Raw genomic sequence first — 14,824 nt, 5'->3', positions numbered from 1 at the left:
GTAGCAGCGGCCATGGGCCGCGTCCTGGCCCGCGCGGTGCCCGGGACGCGGCCTGCGGCCGCTGCTACGGGTGCGGTGCGTGAAAAAACTGCAGCCCTGTAGCAGCGGCCATGGGCCGCGTCCTGGCCCACGCGGTGCTTGGGACGCGGCCTGCGGCCGCTGCTACGGGGGCGGTGCGGGGTTTCGTGTAGCCGCAGCAATCTGCGCCAAGGCAGTTGCTGCTATGGGGCGCAAACAAAAACGCCGTGCTATCGCACGGCGTTTTCATTACTTCCCGCCCAAAGCGGTTTACTGATTCGGCACGTACAACGGCATCGAGTCCTCCCACAACGTATCGGTGATCGCGTGCTGATTGGAACCGTCGGCGTTCATCACCCAGTTTTGCCCGTCAGGCTGGAACGTGTTGTCGTACAGCGCCAGTTCATCGCGGAAGCCGTAGACCCCCGAGCTGTAGGCGATACGCCCGTCATACAGCCACACCGCGTGCCCCTGGTTCGCCCCTGGCGTCGTCAGGCGGGTGACGGCCGTGCCATCGGGCTTGATCGTGTACACGTCGTAATGGAACTTGTTCGGATCGGTCGGGTTGATTTCCTTGCGCGTGAAGACAATTTTGCTGCCATCGGGCGACCAGCCCGGCAGGTTATCCGCCTCGTTCGTCAACTCCGTGGTCTGGCGAGTCTCCACATCCAGGATGCGCAGGCCTTGGACTTTCGGGCTCCACACGCGGTAGACGATCTTCTTGCCGTCCGGCGAGTAGCTCGGGAAACCGGCATTGATCGAACCGTCCGTGAGGATTTCCGGCTTGCCGTCCATGCTGCCGTCGGCCTTGATCCGGGCAATGCGCCCTGGGCCCATGCCCCGCGTGAAGAACCAGTCACCAATGCCGAACGCCACCCACTCGCGGTTCGGCGACCAGGTTGGCTGGAACGCGCCTGCCAGGCCCTTCTGGATCATGTCCGCCGGCAGGCCGCTGTTGGCCGGGTCGTAGATGCGCTGGTAACCAGTGAAATCCGGATTGATGATGGCAATCGACGAGCCCATCGCCTTTTCCGTATACACCAACTTCTTGCGGTCAGCCGACAGTTGTGGGAACACGTCGATGTAGCGGTAGCTCCACCCCGGGTCGAAGCTGAACAGCGGCGTGCCATTGGCACGGGCCGGCCGCATGGTGATCTTTTCGTAGACCACCTTGGTACCGTCAGCCGAATAGTGCGGCGAGCGGATGCCGCTGTTGGCGGTCGAGCGCGCCCCACCCGCGGTGGTGTAGAGACCTTCGGTGTCGCCCCCCTTCACGTGATAAGCGACATTGCTGTCCGAGATAAATTGCGGGAACACCTTGAGGCCTGGCGTCGACGTCAACGTGGTCCGCGACAGCGTGGCCAGGTCAACCGCAACGATTTGCGAGCTGACCTTGTTGATCAACTCCGGACGGTGCGCGCCCCAGGTGGACTCGACGGGCGTCTCATAAAACGCGACCCGCTTGCCATCGGGCGACCAGGTCGGCGAGCCTTCGTCAAAGCCAGGGTTGCTGGCAAGCTGCTTCCAGCCCGAGCCATCGGGATGAATGAGGTAGATGCTGCTTTCCTGGGTGCGCTCCCAGCCAACCGGCAGGTTGTGACCACGCCAGTCCGAGCCGATATCCGAAGCCAGGGCGAGCCACTTGCCATCCGGCGACCAGCTCGGCCGGAAGAAGCTGTGGGGCTTGGCCGGGTCGAACTTGATGGCACCGGTGACGTTCTTCAACGCGCCGGTCGCAATGTTCAGCGTCCAGATATTGGTGGTGCCAAACGCATCCTTGCCCCGGCGCGACGAGACGAAGGCAATGACGTGGGGATCGGTCGGCGAAAAGACCGCCGCGTCGTCAATGGCGACGTGATCGGTCAGCCTTTTCAGCTGCGTGCCGTCGGCTTTCACGCGGTACAGATTGGCTTCGCCGAGGCCGTCCCGCTCAGAGGTAAAGACGACCCACTGGCCATCTTTCGAGAATGAGGCGTGGTAATCGAAACCCGGGGTGGGCAGCAGCTTGTGCTCGCCGGTGCCGTCGGCATTCGCTACATACAAGTCCGAAGTCACCGGCCCGAGGCGGTTCAGCAAGGCCGTGCCTTGGGTGGCGGTCGCCGCCTGTGCGCTTGATGAAATGACAATCCAGGCGCCCCAGATGGCTGAATACGCCATGAGCTTTTTGAGAGGGGAGTTCAGATACACAGCTAATGTCTCCGTTATTATGCGTGGCTGAGCGGCAGGTAAACCCTGCGCTCAACTGCCTCCTGCGTCGCTATCCAGACAACGCATTGTGTTTGCTTTGCTGCGACGTGTCCGTGGTACCCCTTGTCAGCAGTCGGGCTGCCAGTACATGAAGCCCATGCCTTCGCCCGTGCCTGCAGCTGTGCGCCAGCAGGGCACGTAGTCCACCAGGGTCATCTGCGCGCCGGTCTGCTCCACGGCCTTCATCACACTCACGTACAACTTGATCTCCGAGGTGCCCGACTGATAAGAACGCTCGTCCACCGCGGCCAGCCCTTCGTAGTCGTACTCGGACAGCATTTTCATGATGCGATGGTCGAACGCCTCGTCGTTGACGAAGTGCGACAGGCCGCCAGAGGCAAAGATGCCCACGCGAACGTCCTCGGGCCACGCGGTGATCGCGTCGCGCAGCACGCGGCCAAACTCGATGCAGCGCGCCATGGACGGCTGGGTCGGCGGGTAGAAGCAGTTCATGATGATCGGCACGTGCGGCGGCGGGTTGTCCGCCATGATCTGGTGGTAGACGAAACTGTAGGCATGCGGCACGACCGGGTACTCGGGCAGCGGCTTCATCCACACGTTATCGGGCCAGGCGAACAGATCGGTGAGGTCAAAGTCCTCACCCTGGAAATACTTGATCAGGTACGCCGCCAGCCCCGGGTGGCACTGGTGGGTGACAGGGTGATCAGGGGCGTAGACCGAACGCTGCGGCGGCCCGTTATGCACCTCTGCGCCGCTGTAGATGGCGATCGAAGGCGAAAAATCAGTGAAGATTTCCTTCTGGTCCTTGCCCAGGATGATGGCCACGTCGATGTTCGCATCGCGGTACGCCTGCGCCATGACGTCCAGCGCCTCGCGGCAGCGGGCCGCGCGCGCGGTACGCTCCTCCAGCGTGAGGAAGGGCTCGAAAGCCGCCTCGCGATGGGCCTCCAGTTCAGGGTAGGTCCAGGTGCGGTTGCGGTACCACAGTTCAGGGTTGTTGCGATCGCGCTCGCCATTGATCAACCAGTCCTCTGGCGCCTGCCCCAGCATGCCGCTGTGCGGCACGGCCATTCCGAATACAATTTTTGCCATGCAATCAATACCCCATTTTTTGTTCTGGCCAGGCGTGGCCTTCACAGGATTCGCCAACGGTGCCGTGTGCTACGCGCTGCGCAGTTGCCCACAGGGCTCGCTGATTTTGGGTGCCCACTCGGGGCGGTACAGGACGATGGTGGCGAACGCGCCGATCAGCAGAAACGCCAGGATCACTTTCATCGGCAGGTCGTAGCTGCCACTGGACTGCAACAGCCACCCCGAAAGGCCGGCCGCCACGCCGCCGGCAAGGCTTGTCGCGAGCTGCTGCACGCCCGTCACCAGCCCCACCATCTGCTTGGGGATCAACGTCATGCGCGACAACACAAGGTTGTTGGCCGTGGTCAACCCCAGGCACGAGAGGGAAAAGGTGTTCCAGAACAGCGCCATGTTCTGCGTCGGCGCGTAGGCGCCGAGCAACACGGTGCCCGCGAGCGTGAAGCCGCAGACAACGAAGACCTTGCGGACCCGCACGGCGTCATAGCCCCGCGCGATGATGCGGTCCGCTGCCCAGCCCGCCAGCACCGCAACCACGGCGATGCCGGCGAAGCTTGCGAACGTGAATAGCCCCGAACTGGATATCGACAAGCCGCGTTGTTCGACCAGGTACGCCGGCATCCAGGTCATGCAGTAAAAGGCGAAGTAGCCATAGCAGAAGTTGGTGATCAGCCCGCCCCAGATGACCGGGCTGCTCAGAATGCCGTGCAGGCTCACCGTCCGCGCTTGATGGGTCACCCGGGACAGCTCGGCCCTGGACGGGAAGTCGTTGCGCACGGTCAACAGCCAGGGGATCAGCCACAACATGCCGACCAGGCCCGTGGCAATGAACATGACCTTCCAGGAATAACTCACGATCAACAGGGCAGCGACCGGGGCACCAATGGCCGGGCCCAGCTTGTTGCCCATGGCGAGCAGGCCCGCCGCGAGGCCGAGGCGCCCCTCATCGAAGTTGTTGCGTATCCAGCGGTAGCTGGCGGGCACCACGATCGCCTCGGACACACCAATCAGCAGGCGCAGCGCGATCAGGCTTTCCAGTGCATGGACGACGCCCAGCAGCAGGGTAAAAATGCACCATGCGCCGAAGGACACTGCGTACGGCCATTTCACCCCGTAGCGGTCGGCCACCCAGCCCATTGGCACCTGGAACAGCCCGTAGGACCAGAAGAAGGCCGAGTTGAGCCAACCCCGGTCCAGGCTGGACAGCTGAAAGTGTTGGATGAAGGAGGGATCGGCCAGCGCAGACGAAATACTGGTGCGATCGACGTAGGAAATAAGGACGCCCAGCGCAAGCAGTGCAAGCACGGCCCAGCGGGCTCTCGGTGTCAGGATTTGCATTGTTTTTATTGACCTGTGAGCGACTGTGTCCACCCCCTGTGCGCTGAAGCACGCCGTATGGGGGTGCCTTGACCCGGCTTATGCAAGGGCGGGATGGCTTGCATTATTTCCCGAATCGACAGGCAATGGCCCTACACAAAAGTCACTTTCACCGGTACTTTTTCATGGGCTGGGGGGCGCTATCACCGCCAGGCCGCCCGCCGGCGCCGACTTGTCCGCAGCCACCACCGGTACAGTTTTGTCAGCATGAAATAAAACCAGTACAACTGGCTGCACCCCCTTGTCTTTCAAGCTTCCCTGCGGGATGACCGCGTCTGCGAAAAACCCCCTTCGCAAAGTTTGAAACATATATTTACATATGCCTTACACAACTTTCGCCTCTGTCGACATTTCCTTGCCACACCTATAACAAAATTTTCACGCCACTGACGCGATAGTTTTATCTGATTGAACGACTCCAATGATCACCCCTCGCCACCCCCGGAGTTTTCCTGCAGCGCCTGACTTATCGGGCAAGTTACAGACATCAATGTATGCGATGTATCAAGGAGACAACATGAACATTCCAACCGACCCCATCCCGACCGCGCCACGCTTCAGTATCGCCATGGTCAACTACAAGACCTGCGAGATGACCCGTGCCTGCCTGGAGTTGCTGCGCGAGCAGCTGGTCGGCCTGGACGTGCCGGTGTGGGTGGTGGACAACAACTCCGCGGATGACAGCACTGATTACTTGCGCAGCCTGGATTGGATCAATCTTCTGGAGCGTGTACAACCCGCGGGGGAAGCCGGCCATATTGCCCACGGCAAGGCACTGGATATGATCCTGGAGCGTATCGACACCGACTATATACTGCTTATGCATACTGACACTTTCATATACAAACCCGAAGTGTTCAGCTTATTGCTTGATATGATTACCAAAAACCCCAACACAGCAGCAGCGGGTTGTTATGAACAACTAGACCGGGGCTTGGTACGCACGGCATGGCGCTTCAGTTCACGCTATTGCAAGCATTACTACCGGCGCATGGCCCGGGCGCTGGGCCTGTCGGCCCGCGAGCCGAAGCCGTGGAAGGAAACGCACCTCAAGAGCTTCTGCACCTTGTGGAACGCCAAGGCCATGAAGCACCGGGGCCTGCACTTCTGCATGGATGACCGGGTGCCGGGCTACACCCTGCAGGACCGCATGGTGGCCTCCGGCTTCTCCATCGCTACCCTCTCCGCCCACCGCCTGTTCAAGTACCTGGACCACATCCAGTCCGGCACCGTGGCCGCCCGTGGCACCTACGGCAAGGACCACCGCCGCACGCGAATGTACGACCATGCCCTGGCGCGCCTGCACCATAAAACCGCCGGCACCTGATCCACCTCACCCCGCAAGGCGTTATTTTCAGGGGCCTTGGGGGCATGGCTGCGCTATAGTGTCGCACTTTCCCAGCCTGCCCTTTTCGAGGATGTCCCTGTGGCCTCAATGCTGACCTTGCGCGCCATGTTGAAACCGGTTTCAGTCCTAACCCTGTCGCTGCTCGCCGCCCACTCCGTGAGCGCTGCCGACTGGGTTGTATCGTCCAACGACGGCAAGTACCAGCGGGTACAAGGCCGCGACACCTACCCCGACGCCGCCAAGCCCGACACCCTCACCGTGCTGGACGCCAGCGTGTTCCCGCCCAAGGTCAACCAGACCGTGGAAGTGGAAAACGGCATCCAGGGCCCGCCCCAGGCCGCCGCCATCAGCCCCGACGGCAGCCTGGCCCTGGTGGCGGCCCCCACCCGCTACGACCACGCCGCCAAGCAGCTGCAGATGGACACCTTCCTGCAGGTGGTGGATCTGTCCGCCAAGCCCGCCACTGTCAGCAAGATCGAACTGGGCAGCCACCCGCAGGCCGTGGCCTTCGACCGCAGCGGCAAGTGGGGCGTGGTCACCTGCGTGGACGGCGGCGTGCGCCCGCTGCGCATCGACGGCCATCAGGTGACCGTGCTCGACAGCATCGCCCTGGGCAGCAAGCGCCTGGCCGGCGCGGCGTTCACCCACGACGGCCAGCATGTGCTGGTGTCGCTGCGCGATGAGCAAGGCGTGGCGGTGCTCAGCCTGGTGGACGGCAAGTGGGCCGACAGCGGCGATCGCATCAGCACCGGCGTGGCGCCCTACACCATCGACGTGTCCAGCGACGGCCACTGGGCGGTGGTCAGCAACGTCGGCCTGGCCGGCCTGCCCAACTACAAGGGGCGCCTGGCCGGTGACGAAGACAGCGTGACCCTGGTCGACGTGTCCAAGGTGCCGTTCCGCGCGGTGCAACACCTCAACGTGCCGTCGCTACCTGAAGGCGTGGCGATTTCGCCGGACGGCAAGTGGATCGTGGCGCAGTCCATCGACGGCTCCAACCTGACCCCGGACAACCCCGGCGTGCGCGCCCATGGCCGCGTGACCCTGTTCGCCCTGCGCAACGGCAAGGCCGAGAAGGTCAACGACGTGGCCGACGGCAACTCGTCCCAGGGCGTGGTGTTCAGCGCCGACAGCAAGCACGTGATCGTGCAGTTCAACGTCGAGCATCAGCTGGGCTTGTACAGCATCGAAAACGGCAAGCTGGTGGACAGCAAGCAGCGCATCGAACTGAGCGGCGGCCCCTCGTCGCTGCGCAGCGCCCCACGCTGACCCCACCCTTCACGCTCCCCCGCGCATCGGCGTAGCAGCGGCCGCGGGCCGCGTCCTTGCAGCCACACCGCGCAGGCATTGGACGCAGCCTGCGGCAGCTGCTACGGGGGTGGCCAATCTCCCACCGCGCATCGGCGTAGCAGCGGCCGCAGGCCGCGTCCTTGCAGCCACACCGCGGTGGCATTGGACGCAGCCTGCGGCAGCTGCTACGGGGAGTTGGTCAGTCGCGTGCCACGCAGCGGGCGCGGCGTTCGTCTACGCGGCGGGCGAACCAGGCGGTGGTCAGGTGGCGGGTGATCTTCGGGCTTTCCAGGGTGATGCCCGGCAGTATCGCCCGTGGCAGCGGCTTGCCGGCCACCTGGTCGGCCAGCTCGAACACCCGCTGGTACACCCGCGTATCCTCGAAATCCAGCTGCTCGCCCTTGTCCAGCGCGTTGCGAATGGCGCTGTCGCTCATGTCCAGGCGCTTGCCCAGCGAACGCACCGCCAGCTCCGTCTGCCCGGCGCTGAGCGAACCGTAGTCAATCAGGTCGCCGTCCAGCGCCAGCCGCGCCTTCACCAGGCGGTTCAACGCCGCCTGGAAAGCCGCGTTGCGGCTGGCGTAGTGGCCGGCGTTGAAGTCGGCGAAACGGTACAACGGCTCGGGGTAATGCACCGGGTAGCCCAGCAGGTGGGCGGTGCCGAAATACACCCCGCCGCGGCGGCTGAACACCTCGCGGCGCACCGTGCCCTGCATCGTGTACGGGTAGCCACGGGCGTTGCGTTCGGCGAAGGCCACGCTGACCTGCATGGGCCCGGCAGTGTGTACTGGATTGAGGGTGCCGAACAGCTGGCCACCCAAGGGCACCATGCCGATGAAATCATCGAACACATCACTCAGCTCGCGCTCCGAGCGCACGCTGGCGATGCGCTGGGCATAGCTCTTGCCGGTGGGGGATTTGATCGCCAGCGCCGCGTCCACCAGGAAGCCCGGCACGTGCAGGCGCGCCGCCCGCCGGTCGATCTCGGCGCGGGCAATGCCGCCCAGGCCGGGCACTTGCGGGTCGGCCTGGAAGTTGGATTCCTGCTCGATGACGGCAATCACCGAGCACAGGTTCTGCGTGCTGGGCTCCAGGGCCTGGGCCTGGAACGCCGTCTGGATGTCTGCCGCCCAGCCCTGGCGCTGGCTGGCCGAGGGCGGCAGCAGGCGCGCGACCTTGGCGCGCACCTGCTCGGGAGTGAGGCTGGGCTGCTGCGCCTGATGGCTACAGGCGGCCAGCGCCAGCAGCCCCATCAGCAGTAAAACGTGTTTCAGCTGGCTCAATCCTCACCTCGGTTTCAGGGTTTATTCATCAGCATAGGCCTGCGGCTCGGTGGCGGTAGTGTCGATACGCGCAGCCATGGCCTGTTCGAACTGCGCCAGGGGTACCAGCGCCTTGCCGTTCGGGCCGCTGAACTGCACCCGGTACGGCGCGGCGTGGCTCAGGCCACGCAACTGGTCCAGGCTCTGCGCCACGTACGCCAGGCTCACGTAGCGCTGGCCGTCGCGCGGGTCCAGCCAGCGTTCGAACAACAACGTGCCGCCGGGCGCCGCATCGTTTTGCGGATACTCGGCAATCTTCCAGTCAAAGCCCAGCAGCGTGCGCAACTGCGCGATGTTGCTGTCATGCCCCACGTAGGCCAGCCACGACGCAGGCGGCGGGCCACCGGCCAGCGACCGGTCGGTCGAAGCCAGCGCCAACAGCACCTGGTGCAGCAACTGCGAGGCGCCGCGCCTGGCAATGTAGGGCAGGTGCTGAGTCAGAGCGTATTTGCCGCTGCGCAGTTCCATCAGGCCCGCTACTTGCGCTGCATTGCTGGCGTGACCGAAGGCCACCTGGGCCAACGGCATGCCTTCGGCGTACTCCATGCGAATGGTCTCGGCCATGGCCGCGCCCAGGCTCAGCGGGCCGCTGAGCTTCACGGTGCTGCCCTTCTCTTTCAGGCCCCAGGCCTGCTCGCTGAGCGCGCAGGGTTTGCCCTTGGCGCAGCTGGCCGGCACGCCGACCACCTGCTGCATGCGCAGCAACGCCGCGCTGTAACGGTCATGCGCCGCCTGCGGGCTGCCGCCCATGGCGCCAAGCATGGCCTGCTCGGCCTGCTGGCGGTCCAGGGCGCCCAGGCCGTTTTCACTGGCGTGGAACAGCCGGTCCTGGCTGGCGCGGCCGTGGTGCACCGGCACCTGGCAGCCAGGGAACATGCCGTCCAGCAGCGCCTTGCCGGTGGCGCGGGTGCGCGCCGCCGGGCTGGCCAACAGGTACACCTGGCCGGCGCCGGGACAACCGTCGGCGGCCAGCAGGCCCTGGTCCTTCAGGTAGCCGCGTTGCCACTGGCCCAGCAGCACCGTCGCAGCGCGGCCATGCTCGGTCAACTGGCCGTCAGCCACCGCAAACCTCGGCCAGGGTTTGCCGGAGCCGGCGTCCAGCGCCGCGGTGTCGGTGGCCGGGCGGATGCCGTGGCGCATCACCAGCACCACCTTGTCCAGGCGCAGGCCATGGGTGTCGAAAGTATCGGCATGGGCAATGGCGCTGCTTGCCAGCGCCAGGGCCAGGGTGAACAGGCGCAGCGGTTTAGAAGTCATAACGGGCATTCACGCTCAGGGTCCGAGGCGAACCGGGTTGCAGGTAGTTTTCCTGGTACCAGGTCCAGTATTTCTTGTTGGCCAGGTTGGTGACGTTGGCGCCGAAGGTCAGCGCGTGGCCGCCGGCCAGCTTCATGCGGTAGCCGCCGCCGGCGTCGAACAGGTTGTAGGCATCCAGGGTGTTGACGTTGCCCGAGTCCACCGCCATGGGGCCGATGCGTTGGGCCCCGGCACGCACGAACAGGCCCGGCAACGCGCCAATGCGGTAGGTGGCCTGGGCGGCGGCCTGGTAGTGGGCGGCGCCGGCGGCGCGGTTGCCGTCGACGTCGCCTGCGTCCAGGTACTCGGAGTCCAGGGACATGACGCTGCCTTCAAGGGTCAGGCTGTCGATGGGGTCGACGCTGGCGTTCAGCTCCAGGCCCTGGTAGCGGATGGTGCCGCTCTGCACGTATTCGTTCTGGCTGTTGGTGTATTCCGCGCCGCGGTCGATGCGGAAGGCGGCGGCGGTGGCGCTCCAGTTGCGGCGCTGCACCTTCATGCCGATCTCATACTGTTTGCTGCGCAGCGGGCCCAGGGTGCTGTCTTCGTTGACCGTGCCGGTGGGCGCGGTGCCGCCCGCTTCCAGCGACTCGACGTAGCTGACATAGGCGGTGAGGTCCTTGATCGGCTTGTACATCAGCGCCACGGTGGGCGTCGCCGGGCGCGCCTTGTAGCGCACGGCGTCGCTGGTGGCCGAGTCGTGGGTCATCTCGCGGAAGGTTTCGTTGCGCAGGCCCAGCAGCAACGACCACTGCTCGCCCAGGCCGATGGTGTCGCTGGCGAAGACCGCACTCTCCTTGATCTGGTCGTCGCCGTAGGTGCCGCCGCTGTAGTCGATGTCATAGACCGAGAAAATCGTCGGGTCGTAAAGGTTGCCCTTGCCGACGGTGGTCTTGGGCGTGTTCACCGACTTGCGTGAATCGAGCTGCGAGTAACTGCCGCCCAGCACCACGTCGTGGCTGAACCAGCCGGTGTCGAACTTACCCTCCAGGGTGCCCATGGCGTCGTTGTATTCGTAGCCGTGGTATTCGGAGGTGACCTTGTCGGAGTAGTTGCCGCTGTTGCTGCTGATCTGGTACTGGTCCTTCACGTAGCGACGGTCCGAGTCGCTGTAGCGGTACGCCAGCTTGCCCTGCCAGTTGGGGTTGAACTGGTAGGTGGCCGACAGCGTCGACAGGCTGTAGTCGACGTCGGTGTAGGAGCCGTTGCTGTACAGGCGCTTGCTGCCGTCGATGGCCTTGGGCAGCGAGTACGAGGGGCTGACCACGATGTCGGTGCCGCCGGAGGTGGTGCGCTGCTGGTACAGGGTGTCGAAGTTGAGGGTCAGGTCATCGGTCAGCTTGGCGTCCAGCGCCAGGCCCACTGCCGTGCGGTTCACCGAGGAGCCGCCGCTGGCCGCGTCGCCCTCCTCGTGCACCAGGTTCAGGCGGTAGCCGAAGCGCGGATCGTCCAGGCGGCCGCCCACGTCCACGTGCTCCTTGTAGACGTTGTCGGACTGGTAGCCGGCGTCGACGCTGAAAATGCTCTTGTCGGTCGGCCGCTTGGTCACGTAGTTGACGATGCCGCCGGGGCTGCCGAAACCGTACATGAAGCCCGACAGGCCCTTGAGCACCTCGACGCTGTCGAACATCTCCAGGGGCATTTCCACGCCGCGGTTGATGTTGGCCATGCCGTCCACCTTGTAGCCGTTCAGGTCATCCAGGGGCAGGCCGCGCACGGCCAGGGTGGCCGGGTGGGTGCCGTAGCTGGAGCTGATGGAGGTCACCGAGGCGTCGTACTTCACCGCCTCGGAGAGGATGCCGGCCTGGCGCTGCTGGATCTCTTCGCTGCTGACGCTCTTGAGCGAGAACGGCGTGTCGATGGCCGCCTTGCTGCCCAGGGCGCCACTGGACATCTGCTTGTGCAGGTCGGGCTTTTTCGCCTTGGCGGCCTTGACGGTGACCTGGGGCAAGGTTGCCAGCAGGCTGTCATCGATGACCGGGGCCGGGTCGGCCGCCCAGATCGACGGCGCCAGGGCGAAGGCGGCAAGGCCTGCGCCGGTGCGCAGGGACAACGGGTGGAACGGGTGGTTGCGACGCATGACGGTACCGAAAAATGAGCGCACGACGCCGCCCACCCGGGTCCGGGCAGGGGCGATCGAGGCGTTGGGTTAAGGGGTAACGGCCTGGGTGACGAAGCCGATTTTTTCCAGGCCGCCGGACTGCGCGGTGGCCATCACTTGCACGATTTTCTCGTAGGGCGTGTCACGCTGGGCACGCAGGTGCAGCTCGGGCACCGGCTGGCGCGCCGCGGCCTCGGCCACCAGGGCCGGCAGCTCGCTGTCACTGATGTCGCGGTCGTCCCAGTGCAGGTGGCCGCTGCTGTCCAGGGCCAGATCCACGGCCACCGGCGGCTTGTTGTCCTGCTGGGCGGCGGCGTGGGGCAAGTCGATCTTGACGCTGTGCTGGATGGCCGGCACGGTGATGATGAAAATCACCAGCAGCACCAGCATCACGTCCACCAGCGGCGTGGTGTTGATCTCCGGGTTGAAGCTGTCGTCTTCCAGTTCGTCCTGCAGTCCGCCGGCCATCACACGTACTCCGCGCGGGCCCGGGGCATGGCCCGTTGCGGCGACTGGCCCTGGGGCGTGGCGCGGGCGCCGATCACCAGCAGGTCATGCAGCTCGAAGGCGAATTTGCCCAGCTCGCCCAGGGTCTGCTTGTTGGTGCGCACCAGCAGGTTGTAGGCCAGGGTGGCGGGGATGGCCACGGCCAGGCCCAGGGCGGTCATGATCAGCGTTTCACCCACGGGGCCGGCGACCTTGTCGATGCTGGCGTCGCCGGTCAGGCCGATCTTCATCAGCGCATGGTAAATGCCCCACACGGTGCCCAGCAGGCCCACGAAGGGTGCGCTGGAGCCCACGGTGGCGAGAATCGCCATGCCGCCCTGCAAGCGCGCACCCACGCCAAGCGTGGCCTGGCGCAGGGCGCGGTTGAGCCAGTCGCTGAAGGCCGGCGGGTTCATGCCGCTGTCCAGCGCCTCGCGGTGCTGGGTGGCGGCGCTGACACCGGCGTGGGTCAGCGCTGCGTAGGAAGGCTCGCCGCCCAGCTGGCGCAGGCCATCGCTGAGGGTCGGCGCGGCCCAGAAGGCGGCCAGCAGGCGCGGGGTGCGCACCCGGGACAGGGCCAGGCGCACCAGCTTGTCGGCGATCACGTACCAGGACGCCAGCGACATGGCCAGCAGCATCAGCGCCACGCCACAGGTGACGGCGTCGGCCTGCCCCCACAGCATGTCCAGCCCTAACGAAGTGTTTTGCATGGTGTTGCTCTCCAGGTCATCAATGGGATAAAACGCGCCCGAGCGCCGTCCTGGCAGGACCGCCAACGGGGTATAATTCAGGGTTGAAAGGGTGACGCGGTCAGCTGTCGAGCTGGAACCGCAGCGGCACGATCACGTACACCGACATGGCCCGGCCGTCCTCGCGGTACGGCTTGAACAGCGCTGCCCGGGCGGCCGCCCTGCCCGCCTCGTCGAGGCTGCCGAAGCCCGAGGAGCGCAGCACATCGATGTGCCCCGGCTTGCCGCTTTCATCCACCAGCACGCGCAGCACCACGGTGCCTTCGTTGCCGTCCTCGCGGTCACGGTCGGGGTATTGCGGCTCGGGGGCGCGCAGGTATTCCACGCCATGGGTGATGGTCTTCGGCGGCGCCGGTGGCGGCACGGGTGCCGCGGCCACGGCAGGTGCGGCGGCGGCAGCAGCGACCGCAGGGGTTGGGGTGGGCGCTGGCGTTGGCGTTGGCTTGGCGGCGGCCACATGCCGTGGTGTCGGCGCCTTGGCCACGGGCTTGGCTAGCGGCTTGGCCACAGGCGTTGGCGGCGGGGGTGGCGGCGTGACCGGCGCGGCGGGCGGCTGTGGCGCCGCGACCGGGGCTGGCGCAGGTTCATTGATCACCGACGCATAGAGGGTGCGCGGCTGGCTGACCGCCAGCGGCGTGGGCGCCTGACGGGCAAACCAGCTCAGCGCCAGCACGTGCACGGCCACCACTGCGGCCACCTTCACGGCGCGGGCCGGTAGCTTGGTGGGCACCGTGGGTAACGGCAGGGGTGTGCTGATAGCGGTGTGCATCGTCGTGACTCTCCCACCCTGGCGGGTGGGCCAGGGACTGCTGTCCATATGCGCTGCGGTGGCCGCCGGGGTGTCTGGCCCGGGGGTTGCGTTTGTGGGGGCTGATGGTAGGTAGCGCAGATGACAGGTGGGTTACGGGAGGGAGAAGTAATTGGTAATGTTTCGCTTACATATCCCCAGGCGGTAAATACGCAGCAAAGCTGCCACGCTTGTGATCTGGCTTGTGATCTTGATCTGGCTCTTGATCTGGCTCTTGATCTTGATTGTATGCCCCGTAAAGCGCCCGGGCCGACTGGAGGCGTCGCTCAACGGGCTGCCCGAAGGGCCGAGGCCGCAGGCCGAAGAGACGGTAACCCGCAGGCTTCTATAGCGGGTGCCGTCTGCCCGTTGAGCGGCGCCGGAAGGAGGGGACCCGTAGCGCAGCGGAGGGCCCAAGCAGGGGCAAGCCTTTTTTGCTTACTTTTTGGGGCGACTGCCAAAAAGTGAGTCGGCGTAAGGCCGAAACGGTCGGTGGTCGCCCCGCGAAAATGGATATATCCAGAAACGTCAGAAGCGAGATTCGAAGGCCGTGAACATATCCATTACCGGAGTTGATGCACAATCACCTTTCCGCCCTTACGGCGGGTCACTTTTTGACAAACGCCTCAAAAAGTAACCAAAAAAGGCTTGCCCCTGCTTGGTCCCTACGCTTCGCTGCGGGTCCCCTCCCTCCGGCGTCGCCCAAGCGGCCGACGGCCCGGAATAGAAGCGCCTCCGGTTCCGTCTTCCCCGG

Annotated in this window: 11 protein-coding genes; 2 read left to right on the top strand and 9 right to left on the bottom strand. The window is 65.1% G+C overall.

Annotated features, from left to right (window positions below; all coding sequences use genetic code 11):
- Positions 1-288: 288 nt before the first annotated feature.
- From AC0Z2B_RS32110 to AC0Z2B_RS32100, 3 genes are all read right to left on the bottom strand, one after another.
- Positions 289-2,205 (bottom strand): hypothetical protein, encoded by a 1,917-nt coding sequence (locus AC0Z2B_RS32110; protein WP_476302164.1) that lies wholly within the window; start codon positions 2,203-2,205, stop codon positions 289-291.
- A 126-nt stretch (positions 2,206-2,331) separates the two neighbouring features.
- On the bottom strand, positions 2,332-3,318 hold the full coding sequence (locus AC0Z2B_RS32105) for a DODA-type extradiol aromatic ring-opening family dioxygenase (protein WP_476302162.1): 987 nt from the start codon (positions 3,316-3,318) through the stop codon (positions 2,332-2,334).
- Between the two features lie 69 nt (positions 3,319-3,387).
- Positions 3,388-4,653 carry an MFS transporter gene (locus AC0Z2B_RS32100; protein ID WP_476302160.1) on the bottom strand — a complete coding sequence of 422 codons (1,266 nt, stop codon included), beginning with the start codon at positions 4,651-4,653 and terminating at the stop codon, positions 3,388-3,390.
- Between the two features lie 556 nt (positions 4,654-5,209).
- Here AC0Z2B_RS32100 and AC0Z2B_RS32095 point away from each other — a divergent pair.
- Together AC0Z2B_RS32095 and AC0Z2B_RS32090 are read left to right on the top strand one after the other, a co-directional pair.
- The gene (locus tag AC0Z2B_RS32095; protein WP_476302157.1) at positions 5,210-6,019 is read left to right on the top strand and encodes a glycosyltransferase family 2 protein; all 810 of its coding nucleotides are present in this window, start codon (positions 5,210-5,212) and stop codon (positions 6,017-6,019) included.
- A gap of 108 nt (positions 6,020-6,127) precedes the next feature.
- Entirely contained in the window at positions 6,128-7,309 is a 1,182-nt protein-coding gene (locus AC0Z2B_RS32090) for a YncE family protein (protein ID WP_476302168.1), read from the top strand.
- 220 nt (positions 7,310-7,529) lie between these two features.
- Here the strand turns inward: AC0Z2B_RS32090 and AC0Z2B_RS32085 are convergent, their stop codons facing one another.
- The 6 genes from AC0Z2B_RS32085 to AC0Z2B_RS32060 form a co-directional block, all read right to left on the bottom strand.
- The gene (locus AC0Z2B_RS32085; protein WP_476302166.1) at positions 7,530-8,582 is read right to left on the bottom strand and encodes a DUF1615 domain-containing protein; all 1,053 of its coding nucleotides are present in this window, start codon (positions 8,580-8,582) and stop codon (positions 7,530-7,532) included.
- A gap of 51 nt (positions 8,583-8,633) precedes the next feature.
- Positions 8,634-9,908, bottom strand: coding sequence for a histidine-type phosphatase (locus AC0Z2B_RS32080; protein ID WP_476302155.1), 1,275 nt, complete (start codon positions 9,906-9,908; stop codon positions 8,634-8,636).
- Positions 9,898-12,027: a TonB-dependent receptor gene (locus AC0Z2B_RS32075; protein WP_476302153.1), complete on the bottom strand. Its 2,130-nt coding sequence runs from the start codon at positions 12,025-12,027 to the stop codon at positions 9,898-9,900. Before AC0Z2B_RS32075 ends, AC0Z2B_RS32080 begins: the two co-directional genes overlap by 11 nt.
- A gap of 69 nt (positions 12,028-12,096) precedes the next feature.
- Positions 12,097-12,516, bottom strand: coding sequence for an ExbD/TolR family protein (locus tag AC0Z2B_RS32070; RefSeq protein WP_476302151.1), 420 nt, complete (start codon positions 12,514-12,516; stop codon positions 12,097-12,099).
- Positions 12,516-13,244: a MotA/TolQ/ExbB proton channel family protein gene (locus tag AC0Z2B_RS32065; RefSeq protein ID WP_476302149.1), complete on the bottom strand. Its 729-nt coding sequence runs from the start codon at positions 13,242-13,244 to the stop codon at positions 12,516-12,518. The genes AC0Z2B_RS32070 and AC0Z2B_RS32065 overlap by 1 nt, the downstream gene beginning before the upstream one ends.
- Positions 13,245-13,344: 100 nt before the next feature.
- Positions 13,345-14,052, bottom strand: a complete 708-nt coding sequence (locus tag AC0Z2B_RS32060; protein WP_476302147.1) for an energy transducer TonB — start codon at positions 14,050-14,052, stop codon at positions 13,345-13,347.
- Positions 14,053-14,824 lie beyond the last annotated feature (772 nt).

This window comes from Pseudomonas sp. GYB4201, assembly GCF_056312595.1.
This window is presented reverse-complemented; position numbering and strand designations above follow the sequence as displayed.

What these genes read in the sequence shown, in the direction of transcription:
- AC0Z2B_RS32105 (WP_476302162.1), bottom strand. Translation starts at nt 3,318, where the DNA reads ATGGCAAAAATTGTATTCGGAATGGCCGTGCCGCACAGCGGCATGCTG.
- AC0Z2B_RS32100 (WP_476302160.1), bottom strand. Translation starts at nt 4,653, where the DNA reads ATGCAAATCCTGACACCGAGAGCCCGCTGGGCCGTGCTTGCACTGCTT.
- AC0Z2B_RS32095 (WP_476302157.1), top strand. Translation starts at nt 5,210, where the DNA reads ATGAACATTCCAACCGACCCCATCCCGACCGCGCCACGCTTCAGTATC.
- AC0Z2B_RS32090 (WP_476302168.1), top strand. Translation starts at nt 6,128, where the DNA reads ATGCTGACCTTGCGCGCCATGTTGAAACCGGTTTCAGTCCTAACCCTG.
- AC0Z2B_RS32085 (WP_476302166.1), bottom strand. Translation starts at nt 8,582, where the DNA reads ATGGGGCTGCTGGCGCTGGCCGCCTGTAGCCATCAGGCGCAGCAGCCC.
- AC0Z2B_RS32080 (WP_476302155.1), bottom strand. Translation starts at nt 9,908, where the DNA reads ATGACTTCTAAACCGCTGCGCCTGTTCACCCTGGCCCTGGCGCTGGCA.
- AC0Z2B_RS32075 (WP_476302153.1), bottom strand. Translation starts at nt 12,027, where the DNA reads ATGCGTCGCAACCACCCGTTCCACCCGTTGTCCCTGCGCACCGGCGCA.
- AC0Z2B_RS32070 (WP_476302151.1), bottom strand. Translation starts at nt 12,516, where the DNA reads ATGGCCGGCGGACTGCAGGACGAACTGGAAGACGACAGCTTCAACCCG.
- AC0Z2B_RS32065 (WP_476302149.1), bottom strand. Translation starts at nt 13,244, where the DNA reads ATGCAAAACACTTCGTTAGGGCTGGACATGCTGTGGGGGCAGGCCGAC.
- AC0Z2B_RS32060 (WP_476302147.1), bottom strand. Translation starts at nt 14,052, where the DNA reads ATGCACACCGCTATCAGCACACCCCTGCCGTTACCCACGGTGCCCACC.